Source organism: Corynebacterium halotolerans YIM 70093 = DSM 44683 (genome assembly GCF_000341345.1).
Lineage (GTDB): Bacteria > Actinomycetota > Actinomycetes > Mycobacteriales > Mycobacteriaceae > Corynebacterium > Corynebacterium halotolerans.
Genome location: NC_020302.1, coordinates 2,870,932 through 2,897,248, shown reverse-complemented (window position 1 = coordinate 2,897,248; position 26,317 = coordinate 2,870,932). Strand labels below are relative to the sequence as shown.

Below are 26,317 nucleotides of genomic sequence, written 5' to 3'. Positions count from 1 at the left end.
TCTCAGAGCAGGGGGGCGTACACCTCCGCGGTCGCGGCCGCCGTAGCGTTCCACGTGAGCTTCCGCACCTGTTCCGTGGCGTCGGCGCTCAGGGCCGCCCGCACGTCACCGTCGTTCAGGGCGGGCAGGAGCGCCTCGCGCCAGCGGACGGGATCCAGCCCGGAGACCACCACGGCACCGTCGCCGACAGCCTCGGGAATGCCGCCGACGGCGCTGGCGACGACGACCGCGCCACAGGCCATCGCCTCCACCGGGGGGAGGCCGAAGCCCTCGTAGGCTGAGGCGTACGCCACCACGTCGGCGGCCCGGTACAGGGCCGGGATGTCCTCGAGATCGACGTACCCCAATCCGATCGAGCCGGTGGGGCGCCCGGGGCCGTCGGTGCCGCCGCCGGCCAGAACCAGGGGGACCCCGGTGCCCTGCAGCGCCTCGTTGACCACCTCGGGGCGTTTCCGGGGCTCGAGTGTGCCCAGCTGCAGCACGAACCGTGGGGGCAGGCCGTATTTCCTCCGGACCATCCGCACCGCCTCGTCGGACGGCACGTGGGTCCAGGAACCCGGGGCGAGGGGAGTGACCGCCGAGGTGCGGCCGGTGATCTCGGCGACGCGTTCGGCGGTGAAGGCGGACACCGAGATGATCGCGTCGGCACGCCGGAGTGCCCGGCGGAGCAGGAAACGCTCGCCGCGGGCCCGGATCCGGGACATCGCCCAGGGGGTGTCGAAGACGGACATGTCGTGGACCGTGGCCACGGTCGGACCCTGCTGTCCCACGGGCAGGTCGACGTCCAGCCCGTGGAAGAGATCCGCGGAGACCGGGACCATTCCCTGCAGCGCCCGCCGGGCACCGGAGGAGACCGGGCGGCGCACCGGCCGCACGCCCCCGGGTAACTCGCCGGCGGCGTCCGCCTGGACCACGGCGGACAGGGCGGGAAGGCCCTTGAGAGCGGCCAGGGCACGCATGAGTTCGCGCTGGTAGGTCTGCACTCCGCTGCCGTTGGGTCGGAGCGCCAGCGCCCCGAGAACGAGATTCATCCTCCATTCCCCCCGACCACGGCACGGACGGTGAGCAGTAGGACCTTGACGTCCAACCAGGGGGACCAGTTCTCGATGTAGTAGTTGTCGTAGAGCACCCGATCCCGGATGCTCGTGTCGCCCCGGAAGCCGTTGATGGCGGCCCAGCCGGTCAACCCCACCGGAACGCGGTGACGGGCGTGGTAGCCGGGAAGCTCCTGCCCGAACTTGTGCACGAAATAGGGGCGCTCCGGACGCGGGCCGACCAACGTCATGTCCCCGCGGAAAACATTGTAGAGCTGGGGTAACTCGTCCAGGGAGAAGCGTCTCATGGCCGCGCCCAGCGGGGTGAGTCGGGCATCACCCGCGATATTCCAGCGGGAATCGGATTCCCCCGGGTCCGCGGGGGTCAGGGTACGGAATTTCAGCAGCTCGAAGGGCTTGCCGTCCAGGCCGATTCGCTCCTGGCGGAACAGCACTGGAGCGGTCCTGGTGTCGAGTTTCACCAGCACGGCCAATACCAGCAGGAGTGGTGACAGTGCCCACAGCGCCAGACCGCTGACCAGGAGATCAAAGGGGCGCTTCAGGAACCAGGTGAGGGATCGGTGCGCCGCCCGGGGCACGTGGCGCAGGGGAATCGCCCCGATCATCTCCGTGGCATTGTCCATCGCGTGGTACTCGGGGAGACGGGGAACGAGGTAGAGCTCCGCCTCCTCGCGCACGCAGGAGCGTAGGACGGTCAACAGATGATCGTCCGGGCAACGGCTGAAGGCGATGATCACCGTCGTCGCGCTGTACTTCCTGATCAGCTCGGGAAGGTTGTCTTCGAGTGGTTCCAGGGAGAGCCCGGGGATGTCGGGGCCGGGTTCCGGATCGCGGTCAATGAGCGCGACCGGCAGCAGCCCGAAGGTGGGTGTGTTCTTCAGATCCCGGCACAGCTGCCGGGCGACCGAACAGCAACCGAGGATGAGCGTGCGGCTCAGCACGGCGGGATTCCGCCGGCGCCGGGCCCGTAGGAGCGCCGCGACGATCACGCGGGAGAACACCAGGCCACCGGCCGTCACCAACGAGAAGACCACATCGTGGAATGAGCTCAGCTCCGGATTCAGCACGGAGGAGGCCACGTAGGGGGCGATGGTGCCCACGACGAGCAGCCGTGGCAGTTCATCGAGCACCGATATGCCCAGCCGGAACCGGTAGAGACGCGGAACCACCGTCAGAATGAGGAGGATTCCGACAGCGGTCAGCAGCGGGTACGTGAGGTCGGCGACGGCGCACACCGTAAGGACGATGAGGCAGTCAGCCAGGCGCTGCCACGGATCGGGGAGATAACGGCCGAGGATACCCGGCCAGCGGCTACGGTCCCTGACCGCTACGGCGGTGTCACCGTCCACTACCCGGTGGGGAGATGTCTCGGGAACTTTGGTGACCATCAGAACGCTCCGGGCCCTTGGTGAGGGCGTGTCGGTTCGCTATGGAGGTCTGATGTGGATCTCCTGGGGCCGCTCTTGAACACTGGATCCTCCTGATTGCCTGAAATCTGAGGGAACAGAGACTGGTGGTGAGGTGTGCCCGGCATTCCGGGTGGGTGACGGAAAATGGTGGAGCCACCGGATGGTGATCGGTCCTTGCGTGGTGGTTGCCGGGCCGTCCCCGCTCCCGATGGAGGGCGGGGATGGTTGCCGTCGGGAAACCGTCGGGTGTCTCCCGGTGCCGAGTCTAACTCTTTCCACATCAAAATTTAAGCAGAATATTAGAATGAGGAAGGCGGGCTTGTTTCCGGGCGTTGTGGAGAGGGGTGACATCCCCCTGGTTCTGCTGGTGGGGGCCCTTGGGTGCCGGGCGGGGCCTATGCGTCATGGCAAGATGGCGCTTTGCTTTTCTTAAGGTTCGGCTCAGTATAGGGTGGTGCTCAGTTCGGGGACGCGTGTCGGTTGCATCCCGAGGATGGGCGCGCGACCGGCATTCTGCGGAGGTTCAGCTCCCGGATGCGCAGCTGGCCACCGAGCCCAGAAACTGGAAGGGTCCATCATGCACATCGTGGCGGTGAACGCGGGCGCCGACGTCTCCGGCGCGGAGAGGGTGCTCGTCGACCTGCTCCGGCAGGCGGTGGCGGACGGCCATCGGGTCACCCTCTTCTGTCCTTCCGGGGACCTGCCTGAACTCCTCGCCGGTGAGGTCATCCACGTTCCCGTTCCGCTGTCCCGCCTGGGAGGGGTGCGTGGGGCACGGCGCCTGTGGAGCATCGCCGCGCTCCCCGGTGGCTGGTGGCGGACCGCACGGCGGATCCGGCGTTCTGCCCGGGGAGCCGGCGCCGTGATCATCAACTCGACGTTCGCGTTGCCGGCGGTGGGGATGGCCTACCCCTTCCACTCCCGGCGCCGCGGTCGGGGCCCGAAGATCTCCTGGCTGGTCCACGACACGATTCACTCACGGAAGCAACGCACGGTCCTGCGCCTGGGGGCCCACGCCCTGACGGCGGCCGTCGCCGTCTCCGAGGTCACGGCGGACTCGGTCCGGCGACTGGTCCGCAGAACCGTGGTCCGGCCCAACGGCGTCCCGGTTCCAACGGAGATGAGCGGCGGAACCGGCTCCACCCCGGGCCGGCCCGTCGTGGGAATCCTGGCGGTGCTCACGGGGTGGAAGGGCCATGACGTCCTCCTCGAGGCGCTCGCGGAGCTTCCGGACGTCCATCTCGACATTGCAGGTGCCGCCTTCCCCGGATCCGAGCAGTTCGAACAGGAACTGCGTACCCGGGCCGCCCGGCCCGACCTGGCTGGCAGGGTGCGTTTTCTGGGCCACGTCGACAAGCACCGGGTCTTCCCGCGTTGGGACATCATGGTCTCGGCCTCCACCTCCCCGGAGGCGGGGCCGTTGGGGGTTCTCGAGGCGATGGCCTGCGGTGTTCCGGTCATCGCCACCGATCACGGCGGGGCCGCGGAATACCTGCGCGGGGGAGCCGGTCTCCTGGTTCCCCCGGGTGACGCTTCCGCGCTGGCGGCGGCGATCCGGACGCTGCTCGACGACCGTGCGCTGGCCGACCGGCTGCGCGACAACGCCCGCGCCGCAATCCTGGAACGGCACGATGTGACCGTCACCGTCCCGAAGATGCTGGAGGCGTTGTGCCATGACTGACCCCGTCACCGTGAGGAAAGGGCCGGCGAACCGGAGGGGCTGGATCATCACCGGCGTCACCGTCGCCCTGTCGGTGGTCCTGGTGCTCGCCATCACCGTCCCCTTCTCCGGGCGGAGTCAACAGGCGCCCGCGGAGCTGCCGGAGGTGTCCGCGGCGGGCTGCCGGGATCTCGGGATCGCGGGGCCGGCGGCCTGGGAGCGCATGCCCGTCGGTGATTTCCGGGACATGGTGGACGAGCAGGTCACCCTGGGCGCCACACGGATCCGGTTGTCCGCTGTCTGGAAGGACATCGAACGCGAGCGGGGGCGGTACGACTGGAGTGGTCTGGACCAACGCGTCGACGCGGCGGTGGCGGCCGGACTGGTCCCGTTGATGCTGATCCACATGTATCCGGACTGGGTCGAGGATTTCGGTGTGGTCGGTGGCGGGGCGGCCGCGGAATTCGGGGAGTTCGCGGAGGCGGTGGCCGCCCGCTACGGCGACCGGGTCGACGCCTACGAAATCTGGAACGAGCCGAATCTGGCCAGGTTCTGGCCCGATCCGGATCCGGACGCCTACGCGGAGCTGCTGGCCGAGTCCTCCCCCAGAATCACGACCGCGGATCCCGGCGCGGAGATCATCTCCGGCGGGCTGGCCCCGGCGACGAACATGCCCGGATACTCCGTGGCCGGACTGGATTTTCTGGGGCGGCTGTACGAGCTCGGGGCGCACGACCATCTGACCGCGGTGGCCGTGCACCCCTACTCCTATCCGGAACGGCCCTCCGGCAACTCACGCTGGAACGGCTTCCGGCAGTTGCGCGACTACCGGGAACTGATGAGCTCCCATGGCGACGGGGCGAAGCGGATCTGGTTGACGGAGTACGGTGCGCCCACCGGCGGTGACGGCGGGGTGAGTGAGCGGGCGCAGGCCGACATGGTGGTCGAGGCACTGCGGATCACCTCGTCCGAGTCGTGGCTGGGGCCGATCTTCCTGTACACGATGTATGACCTGGATCTCGGGGCGGATGACCGCGAATCCTACTTCGGGCTGCTGTACGGGCCGGGCGCGCCGAAGCCGGCCTTCACCGCCGTGCGGGAGGCGGCGGAGTCCTGCGGCGCCTGATTCCCGGGCCGACCCCGGCGGGATGTGTCTCAGCTGCCGTGGGGACGGACAATCCCACCGGCGCATTGGCTTTCTCCGCCGTCTGTGTAACAGAATGATCAGTGAGGGGCGATATACCTCTTGCAACTGCCTTCGAGCTCAAAGGAGCACACCTTATGCTGAGCATCGCCTTGGACCTGTCCGGGGACATCATCAACTACGTGATCATGATCGCCAACATGATCATGCACGGAGCCGGCTCCTCAAACTAAGGGACAGCGCCCCGGCCCACCCCGTGGTCGGCCCGACCGGGTGCCCTCGGCCCCGATCCTCTCCGTGGAGAGGATCGGGGCCGAGCTGATTCCGGGACGTCCCCGTGCAACTTTGCGACGCCGCGGTGCCACCGCAGGCACCTCGATCCCGGCTACGCCGCCTGCTCGACCTTCCGGCGCCCCGCCAACCGGGCGGCCAGCCGCCAGCCGAGCATCAGCACGCCGGACATGATCGTGGCCACGAGGATGAAGGACCAGTGGGGGACGGAGCCGTTGCGCAGGCCCCAGATCACCAGCCCGACGACGGCCGTGACGAGCCAGGCGGTGACGCCGGCCGGGGCCGGGCGTGCCCCGTCCCACTTACAGGCGACGATGAGGATCCAGGACACGGCCACACCCAGCAGGAAGGGCCACAGGGTGCTCAGCCAGCCGGTGAAGGTCAACGGCATGGACTCGCTCTGGTGGGCCATGCGGGCGAGAAACGCGAAAACCGCGATGGCGATGACGTCCGCGATGAGTCCGGTGTACCTGCTCACTGTTGTCCTTCCTCACGATGTTCGGTCCTCTCCGAGTCTATCGGGCGCATCCGCGTGCTCCCGGTGCCCTCCCCGGAATCAGGGGCGGGGGGCTTCCCGCTGCCCGCGCCGACGTTCTCCAGCTCCCCGGAGGGGCGGTGGTCCCGGGCGTACACGCCCCGGCGGGCATAGTGCAGGAAATAGATCACCCAGCCGAGCACGGTGATGAACGCGAACGAGATCAGGCGGTAGACCAGGGCCGCGGCGGTGGCGTCGGCGGCCGTCATGCCGGTGGCCACCAGGGTGGCGATGATGGCGGCCTCCACCGTGCCGAGGCCACCGGGGGTCACCTGTGCGGAGCCGGCGAGTTTCGCGGTGACGTAGGCGAGCACCACGCCCATCAGGGTGGTGTGATCCTCCATCCGCTCCAGCCAGGGCAGCACCCCGGTCACGGCCCACACGCACGCCCACAGGGTGATGATGTCGAGGACGCGGTTGAGCAGTGAGTAGGTCCCCGCCACCGCGAAGCGGCGCGGGGAGAGCTGCACGGTCTCCAGCTGACGGATCTGCTCCACCACGCCGTCGAGACCGGCCCCCTTGTCCCGACGCAGGAGCGAGTTGAGCCGTGGCAGCAGGGACCGGGCCCAGCGCTCCAGCAGACCGGGGTGTTCGGCGGCCCAGTACACCGCCCAGGACAGTACGGTGGTGACGGCCAGGGTGACCAGCAGTGAGCCGATGCTGACGTGCGCGCCGAGGAACCACACCGCGGCCAGGCCGACGACCACCAGCCACATGGTGGAGATTGCCGAGGACAGCACGAAGAACCAGCCGCACAGGATGATGCTGGCCCCCCAGCCGCGCTGGACCTGGTAGGTGAAGATCGCGGAGAACGCCGGCCCGCCGGGCAGGGTGGTCGACCACGAATTCGACGCCAGGGTGAGCGCCCCGGTCTCCATCAGCGGGACGCGGGTACCGCCCGCGGCGAGCAGGAGACGCATCACCTCGGCCATCGCCAGCAACGACAGCAGCGCGGACACCAGCGCGACGAGCAGGCCGGCCGGGTGGGCCTCCAGCAGGCGGTGGAACCCCTCGCCGAGGAACGGCAGCTGGTCACGGAAGAGGAACAGGGCGACGGCCAGCACCGCCAGGGGCGCGAGCCACCGCACCCACGGGTTGGAGAGGAACCGCCGTAGTCCGGCCATCAACTCACCGGTCCCGGTGGGGCGGGTTGTCCTTGTCCGACCGCAGACGCTTCATCAGCTCGGAGAAGGGCACGAGCTCTTCATCCTGGGCCGTCGACCTGCCGCCGCGCACGGCCTCGGTCTCGTCGACGACCACGGCCTCGTCCACGGACACGTACTCCTCGCGGTCAGTCGCGGCGTCAGCCCCGGCCTCAGTCCCCGGTTCCGGCTCGGGCGTCGTGGCGTCGCGCTTGTCGACGCCGCGCTGCACGGCCTCCTCGGCGGCGGCCGGTGCCACCGGCTCGTCCGGCACGACCGGGGTGACCACCGTGTCGGCGGTGCTCGGGGTGGCGGTGGCCGTGGCCGGGACCGGGGCGGGCGTCGACACGCGCGTGGCAGCGGGTTCGGCAGCGGGTTCGGTGGCGGGTGCGGCGTCGCCGCCGTGCCCGAGCTTCTCGTAGGCGCGCCTGACCCAGCCGGGCGCCCACCAGTTGTCGTCGCGCAGCAGGTGCATGACGGCGGGCACGAGCATCATGCGGATGACGGTGGCGTCGAGGGCCAGGGCCGCGATCATGCCGAAGGCGATGTACTTCATCATCACGATCTCGGAGAACCCGAACGCGCCGGCGACCACGATCATGATCAGCGCCGCGGCAGTGATGATGCTGCCGGTGTGCGCGGTGCCGTACTTGATGGCCTCGTCGGTGGTGGCGCCCTTGTCCCTCGCCTCGACCATTCGGGAGACCAGGAAGACCTCGTAGTCGGTGGACAGGCCGTAGATGATCGCGATGATCAGCACCACGATCGGGGACATCAGCGGGCCCGGGGTGAAGTTGAACAGGCCCGCGCCCACGCCGTCGACGAACATCAGGGTCAGGATGCCCAGGGTCGCGCCCAGGCCGAGGACCGTCATGATGATCGCCTTGGCCGGCAGAATGAGCGAGCCGAAGACCAGCGCCATGAGGATGAACGTGGCGAGCACGATGTAGAGCGCCATCCACGGCAGCTTCTCGAACAACGCCTCGATGGACTCGACCTCCATCGCCGGGGTGCCGCCGATGTAGAGCCCCACCCCCTCGGGGGCCTCGATCTGGCGCAGCTGGTCGATGACGGACTCGTTGAGCTCGCGGTCGGTGATGCCCGCCGAGAGCACCGTGGTGCCGTCCTGCGTGGCGGTCGCCGGGCTCAGGGGGGCGGTCAGTCCGTCGACCTCGCGGGCCTGCAGGACCACGTCCACGAGCTGTTCATTGGTGGCGTTCGTGACCACCAGCTTGATCGGCTCGGTGCGGAAGGTCGGGAAGGTTTCGTTGAAGGTGTCCTGGGCGACGCGGGTCTCGTGGTCCGGCGGCAGGTAGGTCTCGTTGATGCCGCCGAATTTGATGCCCGCGATCGGCAGGGTCAGCAGCAGGAGGCCCCCGGCGACGGCCACCGTGATCACCTTGGAGTGCTTCATCGCCCACGCCGGGACGCGGAACCAGATGGTGTCCTCCAGGCGGCGGCCGGTGCGGCTCGTGCGGCGCACCGACCATTTGTCGATGTTGTGGCCCAGCATGCCGAACAGCGCCGGCAGCACCGTCACCGACAGCAGGGCCGCCAGCCCGACGGCCGAGATCGCGCCGTAGGAGACGGACTTGAGGAAGGCCTGCGGGAAGACCAGCAGGCCCGACAGCGCCACGGCGACCATGAGCGCGGAGAACACCACCGTCTTGCCGGCCGTGGCGGTGGTGGTGGCCACCGCCTCCTCGACAGCTGAGCCCTTGTCCAGCTCCTCCCGGAAGCGGGAGACCATGAACAGGCCGTAGTCGATGGCCAGGCCCAGGCCCAGCAGGGTGACCACGGACTGGGCGAAGACGTTGACCTGCACCAGGCCCGCGATCATCGACAGGATGCCCAGCGAACCCAGGATCGACAGGACACCCACCACCAGCGGCATCGCGGCGGCGACGACGGAGCCAAAGATGACCAGCAGCAGGATCGCGACGACAGGCAGCGCGACGACCTCGGCGCGGAGGATGTCGCCGGCCATGCCGTCGTCGAGGGCGTCGGCCACGGCGGTCGCGCCGGCTACCTGGGTGGTCACGTCCCCGGGCAGGTCGTCGGGGACCAGCGAGTCCTCGATGGCCCGGAAGTCCTTCAGGGTCTGTTCGTCGTCGCCCTCGAGGCCGATGGCGGCGAAGGCGGTGGAACCGTCCTCCGAGATCAGCTGCGAGTTACGGGTGTCGAAGTAGCTGGTGACGTGCGAGATCTGGTCCGGGTGGGCGGCCTGGAGCTCCTGCAGGTGGGAGGCGATCGCCCCGAAGGTGGCCGGATCGTTGAGGCTCTGGTTCTCCCTAGCGGTGAACAACAGGATGACGTCGCCGCTGTTGTCGCGCCCGAAGGCCTCGAGCTCGATCTGGGCGGCGGCGGTGGAGTCGGAGCCCGGATCGTCCCAGCCCTCCTGGCTCATCCGCTCCCCCAGCCGCAGACCGAAGATCAGGTACACCAGCAGGATCGCCGCGACGACGATCAGCGGCACGATCCGGCGGTGTCGGTAGGAGAAGTGACCCCATTTCAGGAACACGGTGGGTGGCCTTCCTAGTGCTGTCGGCTGTTGAGGAGCGCGGAGAGGGGACGGAACGGCTGCAGCCAGGCGCCCTCGTCGGGCAGCTGGTCCAGGCTGATCCGCGGCAGCGGCTCACGGAACACCCCGGGGATGTCCTCGAGGTCGATGAAGTCGATCGTGTCCGAGGACACGGCCCAGGAGGCGTGCTCGTGGAAGCCGATGACGGTGACCGGCAGGCCCTCGTCGATCAGCTCGTCGATGGTCTCCCGGAAGTTCTGCCCGTCGGCGGAGGCGACGACCACGCCCTGCAGCACGCCCTCGGCGTGCCGGCGGCGGATGTGGGCGAGCATGTCCGGGTCGACGTCGGAGTCCTCGTCGATCTTCGGCTTGGCGAACACGGCGAAACCGACGTTGCGCAGCGCCTCGACCCAGGGGCGGACGACGTCCGCACCACCCGGGGTGACGTTGGTGAACACGGTGGCCTCCGGCTCGACGCGTGCCCCGGTCTCCCGGGAGAGCTCGGCGGCCTCGCCCAGCAGCCAGCGGCCGATGGCGTCGAAACGCGGCCGGTAGGCGGCCGTCGGGCGGCCACCGAGGATGGCGCCGAGCCCCATGTCCAGGTTGGGGGCGTCCCAGACCAGCAGCAGATTCTGCGGCCCGGGGCTGGCGTTCTCACGGTAGTGGTGAGTGGACTCGTGGATGTCGTTCACGGTGGCTCATTTCAGTAATTAAGGAATCAAAAAAAGGGAATCAGTCCTCGGCCGGCGCCTCGGTGCGCTGCCACAGGAATTCGTTGATGGTGTGGTCCTTGTCCAGGCCCTTGCCCTCGAACTTGGTGATCACCTGCCGGTCCGTCAGTAGCGGGGCCTCGTCCCACGGCCAGCCCCGGTACTCGAGCAACGGCTCAACGTCCACCAGCTCGGAGATCCATTCGGCGTAGTCGGCGTGGTCGGTGGCCACGTGCAGCACCCCGCCCGGCTTGAGCCGGGTGGCGATCAGGTGCAGCGGCCCGGACTGGATGATGCGGCGCTTGTGGTGGCGCGCCTTCGGCCAGGGATCCGGGAAGAAGATCCGCACCCCGTCGAGACTGGCCGGGGCGATCATGCGGGCGAGCACCTCGATGCCGTCGCCGCGGACCATGCGGATGTTGTCGATGCCGCCGCGCACGACCGCGCCCAGCAGTTTCGCCAGGCCCGGCTTGTACAGCTCCACGGCGATGACGTTGGTGTCGGCCTCCAGCGGCGCCATCGCGGCCGTCGAGGTGCCGGTGCCGGAACCGATCTCCAGGACGGTGGGGGCACCGGCGCGGCCGAACCAGGCGTCGACGTCGATGGTCTCGTCGGAGAGCACCCGGCCCAGGCGCGGCCAGTTCTCCTCCCACAGCTTTTCCTGGTTGTCCGTCAGTGTGCCGCGGCGGAAGCTGACCGCGCCCAGGCGCGGGTAGTCGAGGCCGTCATCGAACTCGGTCTGCGGGGGTCGGCCGGCCGGCAGATCGCCGAGGGGGCGATCCGCGGAGGAGGGGCCGGGGGAACTCTGGGAAAAATCAGGACTAGTCACCGTGCCTATTGTTCCCTTGCCGTGGGTGAACTTCAATTTTCCGGCCCGGAAAACCGGTGGTTTCCGGCCCCTGAGATGGGGTCAGGTGTGAATGATGGGCCTGGAGTGGTGGTGCCGGCACTGCTCCGGTTGCGGTGCCCGCGCCCGTCGGCCACCATGGCCGTGGGGAGGGCGCCACCGACGCTGGGCGCCCCCGCAACCACTGACAGTTCGGGGGATGGACAGTCATGACCGGGGACACCACGGCGGTACCGACGCCCGTGATCTTCACCCGCGCCGCGGACTGGGCGCACGGCCGCCCCTTCGGCTGCCGGGCCGGCGAGGACCTGCGGCGCACGCTGATCGAACTGACCGGGCCGCCGCGCATCGGCGCCTGCGGTCTCGACGCCGCGGTGCCCCTGCCGGAGGACTGGCTCACCACGCTCGGCGCCCGCGAGGTCGCCGTCAACTGGCCGGTGACCACCCCGGGCGTCGACGCCGTCGTGTTCGTCCATGCCGGCACCGTCCCACCCCGGGTGCGCTCCCGCATGCTCGCCGGGCCCGCGCTGTTCGTGCGGGTGCCCGACCTCGGCGAGGACGCCGCGCGGCAGGTCATCGCCGCCCTGACCCCGGCGGCCGTCCTCGGCGCGCGTACCCACCTGCTGGCCGGGGAGCTGCACGCCCTGGCCGCCCGCCACCCCGGGCTGGCCCCCGGACTCGAATCCATCGCGGTGCTGGCCGACCCGGTCATGATGCCGGCCGTCCGTGTCGCGGTGATCGGGCCCGAGGAAGCGCGCCGCGGCGCCGTCACCCACGAGCTGAGCCACGCGCTGCCGGACGTGGAGATCGTGGACCACGGGGACGTCGAGGCCGTCGTGGCGGTCGCGCCCGCCCGCGGCTGGGGCGCCACCGACGCCCCCACGCTCGCCGATGCCGCGCGCCGGGTCGGTCGGCTCGTCTCCACCGCGCCGCTGCCCGCGGGGGTTGCCGGTCACCACACCGTCGAGGGGGAACTCGCGGCGGTGCTCACCGCCGTCCTCGACCGGCCACGGACCGTCGAGTTGCCGGAGCCACGGCCCGGCGCGTGGTCGCGGGCGGCGGACCACCTGGAACGCCGGCGCCGCCGCACACTCGAACTGCGCCTGCAGGAGGCCGTCGCACTGGCTGGTGATGACAACCGCGCGGCCCTGGCCAGTTTCCGCCGCCTCGCCCGGCAGCTGGGCGGGGGCGAGGTGACCGAACCGGGCAGGGAGGTGCTGCTGGAACCGCTGGCGCAGGCGGGTCTGCTCGCCGTCCTCGCCGGTGCGGCCGTCGGGCGCCTGGTCTGGGCGCTCGATCCGGTGACCGGGGCGGGCGCGGGGATCGCCGTCGGCGCGCTCGTCGGCTGGCTGCGGTGGCGCCGGGCGCACCGGCAGCGGTGGACGGCCTGGGCCGGGGAGCAGGCCGGACGGCTGCGGCGAGGGTACCTGCAGGCGGGTGGGGCCGGGGGTGCGCCGGCTGGCCCGCAGGCCTGGCTGCGGCGGGCACTGACCCGCGCGCACGACTGAGAGGGGAGTGAGGACGTTGTCCGACGGGTGGTGGCAGGTCTTCCATGGGCTGGACGGGCTGGACGGGCCCGAGGGGGAGACGACGGAGGTCGGAAGCGCAGGGGAGGTGGTGGCGGGGGAGGACTCGTTGCGACTCTCGCTCGGCGGGGAAGACTGGCGGCTGGACGGTTCGGCGGGGGATTCCGTGACGCTCGCGGACGCCAATGGGATGACCATTTACGCTGATCTGGACGCCGACGGGGAGGTTGACCACATCACCACCGTCCACGCCGCTGGAGACTTCGAGGTCTGGTCCTCCGACCCCCACGCGGCCGAGTGGGGGCTACCGGAGGAGGGTTCCGGAAATGGGGCTTCCGGCCCGAGTGAAGCGTGGGGATTGCCTCCCGAGCGCACCCCCGAAATAGGGCAGGTGGATCGTTGTTCACATCAACAAAATCGGGGGTGGTGGAGGATAGAACGGGAGGAAACGGGCCGGTCATGACCAGTGACACATGAGGAAAAGGTCACGAATCGCCCGCACCGGTTGTCGAGTAGATACCCTGTGGGGTGAGAACTCTGCCGAGTGACTTATATGTCAGGAGAACACATGACCACTGCGATTAAGGGCCTCGTGGGCCCTGCTCCCACCGATAATGAGAATCTTCTCACCTGGATTGCCGAGGCAGTGGAGTTGTTCCAACCCGACTCCGTCGTCTTCGCCGATGGCTCCCAGGAAGAGTGGGACCGTCTCGCAGCCGAGCTCGTTGAGGCAGGCACCCTCATCAAGCTCAATGAGGAAAAGCGTCCGAACAGCTACCTCGCCCGCTCCAACCCGTCCGACGTCGCCCGCGTCGAGTCCCGCACCTACATCTGCTCCGAGAAGGAGGAGGACGCCGGCCCGACCAACAACTGGGCCGATCCGTCCGAGATGAAGGCGGAGATGCGCGAGCACTTCCGTGGGGCGATGCGGGGCCGCACGATGTACGTCGTGCCGTTCTGCATGGGCCCGATCACCGATCCGGACCCGAAGCTGGGCGTGCAGCTGACCGATTCCGCCTACGTCGTCATGTCCATGCGCATCATGACCCGCATGGGCCAGGAGGCGCTGGACAAGATCGGCACCGACGGCGATTTCGTCCCCTGCCTGCACTCCGTCGGCGCGCCGCTGGAGCCGGGCCAGGAGGATGTGCCGTGGCCGTGCAACGACACGAAGTACATCACCCACTTCCCGGAGACCAAGGAGATCTGGTCCTACGGTTCCGGCTACGGCGGCAACGCCATCCTGGCCAAGAAGTGCTACGCCCTGCGCATCGCCTCCGTCATGGCCAAGGAGGAGGGCTGGATGGCCGAGCACATGCTCATCCTGAAGCTGACCTCCCCGGAGGGCGAGGCCTACCACATCGCCGCGGCGTTCCCGTCGGCCTGCGGCAAGACCAACCTCGCCATGATCACCCCGACCCTCGAGGGCTGGTCCGCCGAGGTCGTCGGCGATGACATCGCGTGGCTGCGCCTGCGCGAGGACGGCCTCTACGCCGTCAACCCGGAGAACGGTTTCTTCGGCGTCGCCCCGGGCACCAACTACGCCTCCAACCCGATCGCCATGCGCACCATGGAGCCGGGCAACACCCTGTTCACCAATGTCGCGCTCACCGACGACGGCGACGTCTGGTGGGAGGGCATGGACGGCGAGAAGCCGGCCCACCTCATCGACTGGCAGGGCAATGAATGGACCCCGGACGCCGACCGGCCAGCCGCCCACCCGAACTCCCGCTACTGCGTGGCCATCGAGCAGTGCCCGGTCGCCGCCCCGGAGTTCAACGACTGGAAGGGCGTCAAGCTCGACGCCATCCTCTTCGGTGGTCGCCGCCCCGACACCGTGCCGCTGGTCACCCAGTCCTTCGACTGGGAGCACGGCACCATGCTGGGCGCGACCCTGGCCTCCGGCCAGACCGCCGCCTCCGCCGAGGCCAAGGTCGGCTCCCTGCGCCATGACCCGATGGCCATGCTGCCCTTCGCCGGCTACAACATCGGTGACTACCTGCAGCACTGGATTGACATGGGCAACAAGGGCGGCGACCGCATGCCCTCGATCTTCCTGGTCAACTGGTTCCGCCGCGGCGAGGACAAGCGCTTCCTGTGGCCGGGCTTCGGCGAGAACTCCCGCGTCCTGAAGTGGATCGTCGACCGCATCGAGGGCCGCGTGGGCGCCGAGGACACCGTCGTCGGCCACACCGCCCGTGCCGAGGACCTGGACCTCACCGGCCTGGACACCCCGATGGAGGACATCCGCGAGTCGCTGTCCGCCCCGGCCGCGGACTGGACCCGCGACCTCGAGGACAACGAGGAGTACCTCAAGAACCTCGGCGACCGCATCCCGCAGGAGATCTTCGGCCAGCTGGCCAAGCTGCGCGAGCGTGTCGAGGCCGCCCAGAAGTAGCCCGCTGTGCGCTGCGTGACCACGCCGCGCTGAGACCCCGCCCCCGCCGGTTCTTCCGGTGGCGGCGGGGTCCGGCGTTTCTGAAGGGACGTGACTGTGAACCTCAGGGGGTCAGTCACGGCCTGAAGCGCCGGGCGGGCTCAAGGTTTTAAGGATTCTTCCCGTCTAACCTCCGGGAATAACAATGACTGCGGAACTCCCACTCTGAATTCGAGGCGATAAGCGCACTCTGCCCCTCTTCTGTGAATCTGGGCATGTTTAAACCTGCTCAAATTGTCTCGAAAAGGGGGCTTGTGTACGGAATCACCTGGAGTGGTTCCCTGATCAGGGCGTCGACCACGGCGCCTGACGTCTGGAGGCCGCCCTGTCGGGGACGGTCTCTCGCCAATCTGACTCGCCGGATACCCCGGTTCCACGGAATAAGGGGGCTGACAGTCTGATTCGGAAGGAGGGGTCTCGTCGGTAATCCGATAAGGATGGCGGCACCTTCCCGGATGCCCGGCTCGGGCGCCCAGCCACTGGTGGAAGGGGTTCCCCTTTGTCGAGTCGTCGAAGCCGGTCCAGATCTCCGCCTCCGCAGGAGGGAGTCGCAGGGCCGCCATCCCGGTGGCTGATGTCCCCTGACCCCAACGTTCCCGCAGGTAGTCCGTGGCGCAGTCTCATGGTCCGACGATGACGGGATGGAGGGGGTTGCCCGGGAAGCTGTGGCTCCCCGAGGTCGACCGCTCCCGATCTCCCATCGTGGTGGGAGTCCGGGAGCGGCCCAGGGAAGTGGGGACTGCCGTCAGACGGCGAAGGGGATGGCGCCGACGAGGACGCCGATGACCAGCATGGCCAGGGAGACGATCACGGCGCGCCAGAGCACCTTCTTGTGGTGGTCACCGAGATTGACGTTGGCCAGGGAGACCAGCAGGAGGATGGCCGGGACCAGCGGGCTCTGCATGTGGACCGGCTGGCCGGTGATGGAGGCGCGTGCCATCTCGGCCGGGTTGATGCCGAAGTTCGCGGCGCTCTCCGCCAGGACCGGGAGGATGCCGAAGTAGAAGGCGTCGTTGGACATGAAGAACGTCATCGGGATGGACAGCACGCCGGTGATCACGGCCAGGTACGGGCCCATGGAGTTCGGGATGACGGTGGTGATCCAGTCCGCCATCGCGGTGACCATGCCGGTGCCGTCGAGGACACCGACCAGCACTCCGGCCGCCAGGACCATGGAGACCACGCTGACGATGCTGGGGGCATGGGAGACGATTTCACTGGTCTGAGCCTTGATCTGCGGGAAGTTCACTACCAGGGCCAGGCCGGTGCCGACCATGAACACGAAGGCCAGCGGGAAGATGTTGAGAACCAGCAGCACCATCACGGCGATGGTCAGGATCAGGTTGAACCAGATCAGCTTCGGGCGCAGGGTCGCACGGTGCGGGTCGAGCGCGGTGTCGGCCATCGTGGGATCGTCGTCGTCGACCAGGCCGGCGGTGGAGTGTTCCTCGACCTCGACGCGGGTGTCGGTGTCCACTCCGCCCCCGCCGCCGGAGGGCCCGTGTCCGGAGCCGCCGCCGAAGCCGTCGTCACGGGAGGATCCGGAACCACCGACGGTCCCGCCGCCGCGGCCACCGTCGCCGCCGAAGCGGGAGGTGTCGATGACGCCGCCGAGGCGCTTGCGCTCGGCCAGGCCCATCCACCAGGCGAAGGCGAGGCAGATGATGACGCCGACGGCCAGGGAGGGCAGCATCGGGACGAAGATGTCGGTGGCGTCCACGCCGAGCGCGGCGGACGCGCGGGCGGTCGGGCCGCCCCAGGGCACGATATTCATGGTGCCGTTGATCAGGCCGGCGGTGCAGGTGAGGATGACGGGGCTCATGCCCAGGCGCAGGTAGATCGGCAGCATCGCGGAGGTGGTGATGATGAAGGTGGTCGAGCCGTCACCGTCGAGCGAGACGACGCCCGCCAGGACGGCGGTGGCGACGACGACCTTCGCCGGGTCGTTGTCCAGCACCCGGGTGATCCCCCGGATCAGCGGGTCGAAGAGCCCGACGTCGATCATGATGCCGAAGTACATGATCGCGAACATCAGCAGTGCTGCTGTGGGGGCCATGTCGCCGATGGCGTCGAGGACCATGTCACCGAGGCCGAAGCCGGCACCGGCGATGAGTCCGAAGATCGTGGGAACGAGGATGAGGGCGACCAGGGGAGTCAGGCGACCCGTCATGATCAGCGTCATGAACGTGAGGATCATGGTGAAGCCGAGGGCGACGAGGACTCCGTCTGAGAGGGTGTAGCTCATCGCGTATTCCGCGGCGAGCGTAACGGTGGCGGGGGTATTCATCGACAGTCCTTCAGAGAGGCGGGAATAGTTCGTGGGGTCTGACGTCCACGAAAGATTAAGTGTTCTGCGCCACATAGTCGTGCTTGAGTGCATTGGCCCACCTAAAGTGCATTTAAAGATTTCTGTGCATTTTGCTCAGGGGATGCGGCAACCCCGGAGGTGCCGCCTCTTTTCGCCGGCACCGGGCGGGCTGAGATCATGAGGGACGGACGGCGGGACGGATTCCGCATTGTCCCGCGCCGTGCCGGACCGGGATGAGGAGATGAGGGGAAGATCATGCGCTTCGCCACCAGGGTGCTGCTGCTGCAACTGCTCACGGTCGTGACCGTTGTCGCGGTGTGCGCCGTGATCTTCGCCTGGCTGGCCGTCAATCAGCTCAAGGCCGAGGCCGAGTCCTCGGCGCTGTCGATCGCCCGCACCGTCGCCGCGGAACCGGAGGTCCGGAGCGAGGTCGCCCGACGGGTGGCTGCCCCGGAGGCATCGGAGGTGGAGCTGGCCTCGGGAATTCTGCAGGACTACGCCACGGACATCACCGCACGCACCGGCGCGTTGTTCGTGGTCATCGCGGATGCCGAGGGCATCCGGCTGGCGCACCCCGAGGAGGAACGCCTGGGGGAGCAGGTGAGCACCAGCCACGAGGCGGCGTTGCGTGGGCAGGAGATCATCGCCTGGGAGACCGGGACATTGGGGGAGTCCGCGCGGGCGAAGGTGCCCGTGTACGCCCCCGGCACGAGGGAACCGGTCGGCGAGGTCAGCGTGGGTTTCGAGCGGGCGAGCGTCTTCGATGAGCTGCCGCGGCTGCTGCTCGGGGTGTCCGCGGCAGCGGTGGTGGCGCTCGCCGTCGGAATCGGCGCGCTGCTGCTGATGCGGCGCCGCTGGGAACAGCTGACCCTGGGGCTGCAGCCGGAGGAACTCGTCTCGCTGGTGCAGAACCAGGCGGCGGTCCTCGACGGCGTCGACGACGGCGTCATCTCCCTCGACCTGGACGGGATCGTCCGCGTGTGCAACGAGCCGGCCGCCCGGATGCTCGGGATCGAAGCTCCCGAGGGGCGCGCGTTCGCCGAACTCGACCTGCCGGCGGATGTGCTGGTCGCGCTGCGCAACGGTGAGGCCCGGGACGCGGTGGCCATCGGCGACCGGGTGCTCTACCTGGACTCGCGGTCGGTCGAACGGGCCGGGCGCCGGCTGGGTTCCGTGATCATCGTCCGGGACCGCACGGACATCGTGGGGCTGAGCGAGCGGCTCGGTTCCGTCCGCGCGATGACCTCGGCGTTGCGGGTCCAGCGCCACGAGTTCGCCAACCGCATGCACGTGGCCACCGGCCTGCTGGACGCCGGCCGGATCGGGGAGGCCGGGGAGTTCCTGCGGGAGATGCGCGACCGCGGGCCGGTGGACTACCCCCTGGCGGACGGTGAGCTGCTCGCGGAGCCTTTCCTCCAGTCCTTCCTCGGGGCGAAATCCATGGAGGCCGCCGAACGGGGCGTGGATCTCAGGCTCGGGGAGGAGACCCTCGTGTTGGGGACGGTCTCCGGGGTGGAGGACACCGCCACGGTGCTGGGTAACCTCGTGGACAATGCGGTCAGGGCGGCTGCGGAAGCACCGGAGACAAGCGAGACGCCGCGGGAGGTCGACATCACTCTCCTGGACGAGGGCGGTGACTTGGTGCTGGTCGTCGCCGACACCGGCGCGGGGATTGCCCCCGGCACCGATGTGTTCGCGGCCGGGTCCGCCGGCGGCGACGCGGTCCACGGGCACGGCATCGGACTCAAGCTGTGCCGGGAGCTGGTGCGCCGCCGCGGCGGGGATCTGTGGATCATCGACCGCGGCCGGCAGCCGAGCGGCCGCGGGGCGGTGTTCGGCGCCCGGCTGCCGGGTGTGATGGAACCGGGAGTGACTGCGGATCGGCGGCGCGACCGGGAAGAGGATGGGAGTAGATGACAATGAACAGGGACTGGCGGGTGCTGGTGATCGACGACGACTTCCGAGTCGCGGGCATCCACGCGGACGTCGTACGGGGCACGGCGGGTTTCACCGTGCTGGACTCGGTACGGACGATCGCCGAGGCCAGGGACGTGATCGCCCGGGACGCCCCGGACCTGCTGCTGGCCGATGTCTACCTGCCCGACGGGGACGGGATCGAACTGGTCCGTGCGGCAGATGTGGACGCCTTCGTGCTCAGCGCCGCCGACGAACCCGCCACGGTCCGCCGCGCCCTACATGCCGGGACCCTGGCCTACCTGGTCAAACCGTTCTCCCAACGGGTGCTGGCGGAACGACTCGACCGCTACGCCCGGTTCCGCAGGGTGGTCTCCGGAACCCGCAGACTCGGACAGGAGAAGGTCGACCAGGCCCTGTCGATCATGCACGGTTCCGAGGAACCGGCGAGCCCGTCCGCCTCGGCGACGGAGCAGCTGATGCTGGACGCCCTCGGGGATGGCGTGCTCTCCGCCAGCGAGGTCGCCCGGCTCGCCGGGGTCTCCCGGGCGACCGCGCAGCGCCGCCTGGCCGCGATGGCGGGTCGGGGCATTCTGGAGGTCCGCCTGCGCTACGGCACCTCGGGCCGCCCCGAGCACCTCTACGCCCGGGGAAACGCCTCGGGCAGGTAGCCGCCGGCTCTCAGCGCCTGCGCACCACGACGACCAGGTTGCTCACCAGGAATTCCCGCACCAGCGGCACCCGCACCAGCCACCACGCCCAGGACGGGTGATAGCGGGGGAAGAGCAGCTCGACGTCGGCCAGGCCCTGCTCCTCGAGCCCCCGCGCCCAGCGCAGCCCCTCGGAGCACGAGACGTCGAACAGTGACTCGCCGAAGACGTTCTTCGGCGGGTGCCCGTGTCGGCGCGTGTAGCGGTCGCGGGCGAAGCCGCCGCCCACGTAGTGCTCCCACAGCCCGGTCTCGTGCCCGCCGAACGGGCCGAGCCAGACCGTGTAACTCAGCACGACCAGCCCGCCGGGGCGGGTGACCCGCAGCATCTCCCGGCCCATGTCCCAGGGCCGGTCCACGTGTTCGGCGACATTGGAGGAGTACACCACGTCGAAGGCCGCGTCGCGGAAGGGCAGCGCCGTCCCGGAGCCGCGTACCGACGCCGCGACCTCGATGCCGGCCGCCGACATCTCGCCCACGTCCGGTTCCACTGCCACATAGCTCGCCCCGCGGCGCTCGAAGGCGGTGGCGAAGTAGCCGGGGCCGCCGCCGACGTCGAGCACCGCGTCCCCGGACAACGACTCGCCCGTGATGTCGTGGCGCAGCGCGGCGAGCAGCCCGGCGGTGTCCTCGGCGAGCTCGCCGTAGAACAGGTCGGGCCGGGTCTGCTCCTGACGCACCGAGGTGAGCAGGCGCAGCGAGCGGGCCAGGGTGGCCAGTGCGCGGGTGCGGGGAAAGATCATGGTGGAGTAGTTCTTCCGGAGGGTGCGGGGAGGGGAGGTGTCGTCCCACAGAATGCCAGACCGGATCCCGGGCCGGGCCACCCGCCGTCACCGCGGCGGCGGAGACGGCGGTGCACCGCAAAAGGGGATACCGATAGGCTGGGCGAGGTCATGAAGATTCTTCTGCTGTGCTGGCGCGACTCCACCCACCCGCAGGGTGGCGGCTCGGAGCGCTACCTCGAGCGCGTCGGCGAGTACCTCGCCTCCCGCGGGCACGAGGTCGTCTACCGCACCGCCGGCCACACCGACGCCCCGCGCCGGTCCTACCGCAACGGGGTGCGCTACTCCCGCAGCGGCGGCAAGTTCACCGTTTACCCGAAGGCGCTGGCCGGTATCCTGCTGGGCCGGTTGGGCATCGGCACGCTCGGCCGCCTCGACGCGGTCGTCGACACGCAGAACGGCATCCCCTTCTTCGCCCGGCTCGTCACCGGCGCTCCGACCGTGTTGCTGACCCACCACTGCCACCGGGAGCAGTGGCCGGTCGCCGGACCCGCCATCGCGCGGCTGGGCTGGTTCCTGGAACGACGCGTCGCCCCACTGGTCTACCGCCGCAGCCCGTACGTGACCGTCTCCGGACCGAGCGCCGACGAGCTGGTCGGACTCGGGGTCGACGCCGACCGCATCCACATCATCCGCAACGGCGTGGATCCGGTGCCGGAGCACCACCCGCGGGCGGAACGGACCGGCCGGCACCACCTGGTCACCCTGTCGAGGCTGGTGCCGCACAAGCAGATCGAGCACGCGATGGACGTTGTCGCCGCACTCGGCGAATCCCACGACGTGGTGCTCGACGTCATCGGTTCCGGCTGGTGGGAGGACGAGCTGCGCGTCTATGCGCAGCGCACCGGGGTGGCCGACCGGGTGACCTTCCACGGCCAGGTCGCCGAGGAGCACAAGCACGCCCTGCTCGACCGCGCCTGCCTGCACCTGATGCCCTCGCGGAAGGAGGGGTGGGGGCTGGCCGTCATCGAGGCCGCCCAGCACCGCGTGCCCACCCTCGGTTACCGCAGCTCCGGCGGCCTGCGGGACTCCGTGCTCAACGGGCAGACCGGCATGCTCGCCGAGGACCGCGACGAGCTCATCCGGTTGACGCAGGCGCTTCTCGACGCCCCCGAATCCCGCCACGACCTCGGCCTGGCAGCCTACGTGCGCGCCCAGACCTTCTCCTGGGAGCGCACCGGACGACAGTTCGCGGAACTGCTGGAGGGGCTGGGGCGGTAGCGGACGGACTCAGGGGGTCGCAGTCGTAGTTCGCTCTCAATCAGGTCGCTCCACAGTGATGGGCGATTCAATAGGGTATACCTTAATGCCCCTGATTCAGCTGGTCTTGACGCGGTACTAGTCTTCCGCCGCGTCCTTCCCGGTGCGTTTGCGCGGGGAGGCGGCGGGGCGGGCATCCCGCTTGCCGGCCGACTTACCGCTCTGTTTGCCGCCCTGCCTACCGCGCGGGCCACCCGCGCGTCGACCCGCCGGCCGCGGTCGAGCACCTCGTCGACCACCCCGCCCGGCCAGGCGCAGAACCAGCACCCCCACGGGAATGAGCAGCCACAGCCCCAGCAGGGCCACACCCAGGGGTGCGACGCGTCGCTGCGCGTCGGTCCCCACCACGCGGCCGTCGTCGTCGACGATCACCCCGACGCCGAGTTCCTCGAGCGTGTCCATGTCCCGCCACGCCCACGCCTCCTGCGCGGCCACCCAGCGCTCCGAGGGAGGGTCCACCAGCACCCCGTCCACGGTGAGTGCCCCTGATTCGACCATTGACAGTGCCTTGGCGTAGGGATCGGTGACCACGCGGCCGTCGGCGAGCGTGATCAGGGCGGGCCGGTCGACGAAGAGCACGTCGCGCCCGTCGGCGAAGGCCACCAGCTCCTCGTTGACCTGGACCTCCACCGGGGTGAGCTGCTGCAGGGCACGCGGGGCGTCGGGGACCTGCAGCAGTGCGAGCACCAGCGCCCCACCCGCCAGCCAGCGGGGCCGCAGTCCGCCGGCGAGTGCGGCGTAGGCGGGCAGGGCCAGCATGACGAGCTTCTGGGAATCGCGCAGCAGGCCCGCACCGGGGATGGTGGACACCGCCCAGGCCAGGGCCTCGGGCAGCAGCCACGCGGCGACCGCCCCGCCCAGGCCCACCAGCCCGAGGACCAGCAGCACCGGAGGACAGCGGCGCACCCCCAGCAGCAGCACGGCGAACAGCGCCACGCCCGCGACCGCGAAGCCGACCTCCCGGGAGGCGGGCACGGCGTCGGCATTCCAGATTCCACCGAGCCCCAGCAGGGAGCCGAGGGTGCCCACGAGGCCCTCCGCGCGCGGGGCGAAGGCGGCGACGGACTCGGGCGTCGACAGCGCGGACGACGCCGACGCCAGCCCCGGGATGATCCACGGCAGGCAGGCGACCACGCCGACGCCGGCCGTCCACCAGCGGTGCCGGCGCGCCGTCGCCACGCCGGTGAACAGCGCGAACAGTCCGCCGGTGGGGGTGAGCGCGGCCAGCCACATCGCCAGCCACGCCACCCACGCCCGCCCCGACAGCCCCGCCGCGGCGATCAGGGGCAGCAGCCAGGCGGCTATGACCAGCGACCAGTGTCCCTGCAGCAGGCGTTCGACCACGAAGGGGTTCCACAGCACCACCGTCATCGCCGCGGCCGTCGCCCACCCGCCCCCGCGGGCCCGGCGCGCCAGCCACGCCGCGCCCCCGGCCCCGGCGGCCGCGGCGGCGACGATCAGCCCGCGCGCCACCCAGGAGGCCGGGGCGAACGTGCCGAGCACCGCGAGCACTCCGTCCTGCGGCACGTTGCGCGCCGCCAGGTTCCCGAAGCCGAGCGCCGAGGGGGACAGGGCCGGGTGGTCGAGGACGAGCATGTCGCGCAGCGCCAGCTGCCCCGGGCTAAACAGTGGCCAGAGCAGCAGGCCGATGAGCAGGGTGGCCCAGGCGGTCGGCAGGAACCGGCGCGCGGTGCTCAGGACACTCGCCCCCGCTGTTCCAGCCGGCGCCGCACGATCATGACGGCGGCGACGGCGATGAGCACGAAGGCGAGCGCCTTGCACACGGTGGCCAGGACCTGCAGGGCCCGCAGCCGGTCGACGACGGGCTGGGCCTTCTCGTGTTGGGCGGCCTGCGTGCGCTCATCCCAGTGGGCCACGGTGTGGAAGATGGCGCGGTCCGGGGAGGGCTCGGCGGCCAACGCCTGGGCCTCGCGGGGATCGGCGGCGAGGTAGATGTGGAACTCCCGCTCGGAGTCGACGATCACGCCGGACTCCGGCTCGGTCCACAGGGTGCGGGCGACGGCGTAGTAGGGCTCGAGGACCACGGTGGTCTCCGCGTCGCGGTCGAGGCGGGCGAGTTCGGCGTCGCTGTAGTAGTCCCCCGCCCGGCCGACGACCTGGAGCCCGTCGAGCAGGGCGCGCTGTTCGTCGCTGAGGAGGTTGAGCAGCTGTTGGCCGGCCGGCTGCGGTTCCTCCGGCTGGGCCCAGCCGCGGGCGATGGCCTCGGTCAGGGGAAGGGCGGTGACCTCGTGGTGGAAGCGGTAGGTCTCCAGGCCGTGGTGGGGTTCCTCCGCCACATAGTCGAGGGGGATGGTGCGCTGGGCGATCGGGTCGAAGTAGGCGTAGGAGCGGCGTTCGGTCGTGAAGGGGAAGAAGTACTGCAGGCCCCGGCGTACGGCCTCGCCGGTGTCGAGCCCGAGGTCCGCGCCGGGGAGGTCCACGCTCATGCGGGCCACCGGGTCGGCGACGGGGTAGGTGGACTGCCGGGTCACACGCAGGTGGTCGGTGATCCCGGCGAGCAGCCGGTCACCGGCGCGCACCTCCAGACGCGTGTCGACGTCCGCCTCGCGACGGTCGTCGGCCGGGCTGGTGGTGGTCTCGCGGTGCAGGTGGGATTCGGTCTCCACGATGAAGCAGGACAGCGGCAGCTCCGCCGGATCCTGCCCGGCGCAGCCGCCGTCGTCGGCGTTGGCGTCCGGGACACGTCCCTCGCGCAGGGCGACCGCGTCGAGGACCAGCGTGGGCGCGGGTTCGGTGGTGTAGGTCGCCGAGATGTCGGTGGACAACGGCTTCATCAGGTTGATGATGGGCGGGGCGACGAAGTTGCCGAGGATGATCGCGATCACCGCGAGGGTGATCACCACCAGGAGCCGTCGTCCGGCGCGACTGGGGTTCCGCAACTCGGCCAACGTCTTCCTTCCAGTAACATCTCCGGCAGTAACCCGGAGAAAGGGGGTGACGACCCGTGACGGGAGAGACACCCGGCACCGCCCCGACCAATGCGGCGGCAGGGCCGACGGCACCCGCATCAGGCACCGCCCCATCTTACAAAGGTTCCTACATCTTCTCGCTGGAGGGGCTGCGGGCCGTAGCGGCGCTCGGGGTCGTCGTCACGCACGTCGCCTTCCAGACCGGCGCGGACCCGGCCACCTTCCTCGGTTCCCTCTCCGCCCGCTTCGATTTCTTCGTCGCCGTCTTCTTCGCCCTGTCGGCGTTCCTGCTGTGGCGCCGCCACCGCACCGACCGCACCCTCGCCCGAGCGGGCCGCTACTACGTCAACCGCGCCGGGCGCATCCTGCCCGCCTACCTCGTCTGTGTGGCGGCCGTTATCCTGCTGCTTCCCGACGCCGCCGGCATGTCCGGCACCCAGATCGCCGCGAACCTGACGCTGACGCAGATCTACGTGGCCGACGGCCTGGCGCCGGGGCTGACGCACCTGTGGTCCCTGAGCGTGGAGGTGGCCTTCTACCTGGTGCTGCCCGTCCTGGCGCTGACGGTCGGGCGCCTGTCCCGCCGGGCGCGTGTCGGGGTGTTCCTCGCGGCCGCGGTGGTCAGCCTGGGCTGGGCGTGGCTGCCGTTCGTGGAGTCCACCCCGGCGCCGGGGGTGGCCAACCGGCAGATCTGGCCGCCGGCGTACGTCTGCTGGTTCGCCGTCGGGTTGCTTGCCGCCGAGGCCGAGGGGCGCGTGCCCGCCTGGTGCGAGCGGGTCTTCCGGGTCCGGCCGCTATGGTGGGTGCTGGCCCTGGTGGTCGCCTGGGTGGCCGGGCAGGAGTGGTTCGGCCCGCTCGGGCTGGTCCACCCCTCCCCGGGCGAGTTCACCGCCCGCGTGCTGGCCGGCACCGCCTTCGCCGCCCTGCTGGTCGTGCCCTACGCCCTGGCCCCCGGCCCGGGGCTGCTGACCAGTGGGGTCATGCAGGCGCTCGGCCGGTGGTCCTACTCCATCTTCCTGTGGCACCTGGCGGTGTTGGCGGTCGTCTTCCCCCTGGCGGGGCAGGGCCTGTTCCAGGGCGGTTTCTGGCTCGTGCTCGCTTTGACAGCGGTGGGCACCGTCCCCGTGGCCGCGGCCA

19 protein-coding genes and 1 pseudogene are annotated in these 26,317 nt (G+C 69.9%); 9 read left to right on the top strand and 11 right to left on the bottom strand.

Annotation, left to right across the window (positions count from 1 at the left end):
• Positions 1-2: 2 nt before the first annotated feature.
• Both A605_RS13255 and A605_RS13250 read right to left on the bottom strand, forming a co-directional pair.
• Complete coding sequence (locus A605_RS13255; RefSeq protein WP_015402019.1) at positions 3-1,031, bottom strand: glycosyltransferase family 4 protein; 1,029 nt, start codon at positions 1,029-1,031, stop codon at positions 3-5.
• Positions 1,028-2,443, bottom strand: a complete 1,416-nt coding sequence (locus tag A605_RS13250; RefSeq protein WP_081602142.1) for an exopolysaccharide biosynthesis polyprenyl glycosylphosphotransferase — start codon at positions 2,441-2,443, stop codon at positions 1,028-1,030. The genes A605_RS13255 and A605_RS13250 overlap by 4 nt, the downstream gene beginning before the upstream one ends.
• Positions 2,444-3,041: 598 nt before the next feature.
• On the opposite strand from A605_RS13250, the gene A605_RS13245 reads away from it, so the two are divergent.
• Together A605_RS13245 and A605_RS13240 are read left to right on the top strand one after the other, a co-directional pair.
• Positions 3,042-4,145, top strand: coding sequence for a glycosyltransferase family 4 protein (locus tag A605_RS13245; protein ID WP_015402017.1), 1,104 nt, complete (start codon positions 3,042-3,044; stop codon positions 4,143-4,145).
• Entirely contained in the window at positions 4,138-5,250 is a 1,113-nt protein-coding gene (locus A605_RS13240) for a cellulase family glycosylhydrolase (protein ID WP_015402016.1), read from the top strand. Before A605_RS13245 ends, A605_RS13240 begins: the two co-directional genes overlap by 8 nt.
• A gap of 403 nt (positions 5,251-5,653) precedes the next feature.
• On the opposite strand, the gene A605_RS13235 is transcribed toward A605_RS13240, so the two are convergent.
• Genes A605_RS13235 through trmB form a run of 5 tightly spaced genes read right to left on the bottom strand, consistent with a single transcriptional unit; the run spans position 5,654 to position 11,296 of the window.
• Positions 5,654-6,037, bottom strand: coding sequence for a DUF3054 domain-containing protein (locus tag A605_RS13235; RefSeq protein WP_015402015.1), 384 nt, complete (start codon positions 6,035-6,037; stop codon positions 5,654-5,656).
• Positions 6,034-7,218, bottom strand: a complete 1,185-nt coding sequence (locus A605_RS13230) for a lysylphosphatidylglycerol synthase transmembrane domain-containing protein (RefSeq protein ID WP_015402014.1) — start codon at positions 7,216-7,218, stop codon at positions 6,034-6,036. The genes A605_RS13235 and A605_RS13230 overlap by 4 nt, the downstream gene beginning before the upstream one ends.
• Before the next feature lie 4 nt (positions 7,219-7,222).
• Positions 7,223-9,757, bottom strand: coding sequence for an MMPL family transporter (locus A605_RS13225; protein WP_015402013.1), 2,535 nt, complete (start codon positions 9,755-9,757; stop codon positions 7,223-7,225).
• 14 nt (positions 9,758-9,771) lie between these two features.
• Entirely contained in the window at positions 9,772-10,449 is a 678-nt protein-coding gene (locus A605_RS13220) for an NYN domain-containing protein (protein WP_015402012.1), read from the bottom strand.
• A 40-nt stretch (positions 10,450-10,489) separates the two neighbouring features.
• The gene (gene trmB, locus A605_RS13215) at positions 10,490-11,296 is read right to left on the bottom strand and encodes a tRNA (guanosine(46)-N7)-methyltransferase TrmB (RefSeq protein ID WP_015402011.1); all 807 of its coding nucleotides are present in this window, start codon (positions 11,294-11,296) and stop codon (positions 10,490-10,492) included.
• A 227-nt stretch (positions 11,297-11,523) separates the two neighbouring features.
• On the opposite strand from trmB, the gene A605_RS13210 reads away from it, so the two are divergent.
• From A605_RS13210 to A605_RS13200, 3 genes are all read left to right on the top strand, one after another.
• The gene (locus tag A605_RS13210; protein WP_015402010.1) at positions 11,524-12,822 is read left to right on the top strand and encodes a hypothetical protein; all 1,299 of its coding nucleotides are present in this window, start codon (positions 11,524-11,526) and stop codon (positions 12,820-12,822) included.
• A 7-nt stretch (positions 12,823-12,829) separates the two neighbouring features.
• Positions 12,830-13,303 (top strand): DUF6802 family protein, encoded by a 474-nt coding sequence (locus tag A605_RS16075; RefSeq protein ID WP_015402009.1) that lies wholly within the window; start codon positions 12,830-12,832, stop codon positions 13,301-13,303.
• A gap of 105 nt (positions 13,304-13,408) precedes the next feature.
• On the top strand, positions 13,409-15,238 hold the full coding sequence (locus A605_RS13200; protein WP_015402008.1) for a phosphoenolpyruvate carboxykinase (GTP): 1,830 nt from the start codon (positions 13,409-13,411) through the stop codon (positions 15,236-15,238).
• Between the two features lie 784 nt (positions 15,239-16,022).
• Here A605_RS13200 and A605_RS13195 read toward each other — a convergent pair.
• Positions 16,023-17,564 carry a CitMHS family transporter gene (locus tag A605_RS13195; protein ID WP_015402007.1) on the bottom strand — a complete coding sequence of 514 codons (1,542 nt, stop codon included), beginning with the start codon at positions 17,562-17,564 and terminating at the stop codon, positions 16,023-16,025.
• Between the two features lie 276 nt (positions 17,565-17,840).
• On the opposite strand from A605_RS13195, the gene A605_RS13190 reads away from it, so the two are divergent.
• A complete protein-coding gene (locus A605_RS13190) occupies positions 17,841-19,502 on the top strand; it encodes a sensor histidine kinase (protein ID WP_015402006.1) in 1,662 nt (553 codons plus the stop codon).
• A gap of 2 nt (positions 19,503-19,504) precedes the next feature.
• Positions 19,505-20,170, top strand: a complete 666-nt coding sequence (locus tag A605_RS13185; RefSeq protein WP_015402005.1) for a response regulator — start codon at positions 19,505-19,507, stop codon at positions 20,168-20,170.
• A gap of 10 nt (positions 20,171-20,180) precedes the next feature.
• On the opposite strand, the gene A605_RS13180 is transcribed toward A605_RS13185, so the two are convergent.
• Complete coding sequence (locus tag A605_RS13180) at positions 20,181-20,951, bottom strand: class I SAM-dependent methyltransferase (protein WP_027004445.1); 771 nt, start codon at positions 20,949-20,951, stop codon at positions 20,181-20,183.
• 150 nt (positions 20,952-21,101) lie between these two features.
• Between A605_RS13180 and A605_RS13175 the strand changes: the two genes are divergently transcribed.
• Positions 21,102-22,211, top strand: a complete 1,110-nt coding sequence (locus tag A605_RS13175; protein ID WP_015402003.1) for a glycosyltransferase family 4 protein — start codon at positions 21,102-21,104, stop codon at positions 22,209-22,211.
• Between the two features lie 117 nt (positions 22,212-22,328).
• On the opposite strand, the gene A605_RS13170 is transcribed toward A605_RS13175, so the two are convergent.
• Positions 22,329-23,948, bottom strand: a complete 1,620-nt coding sequence (locus A605_RS13170; RefSeq protein ID WP_425277969.1) for an MmpA family trehalose lipid delivery protein — start codon at positions 23,946-23,948, stop codon at positions 22,329-22,331.
• Entirely contained in the window at positions 23,945-25,150 is a 1,206-nt protein-coding gene (locus A605_RS15145) for a PorA family protein (RefSeq protein WP_161607633.1), read from the bottom strand. The genes A605_RS13170 and A605_RS15145 overlap by 4 nt, the downstream gene beginning before the upstream one ends.
• Before the next feature lie 65 nt (positions 25,151-25,215).
• Between A605_RS15145 and A605_RS15140 the strand changes: the two are divergent.
• Positions 25,216-26,259: pseudogene (locus tag A605_RS15140) on the top strand (acyltransferase family protein); the annotation flags it as partial.
• Positions 26,260-26,317: the final 58 nt, after the last annotated feature.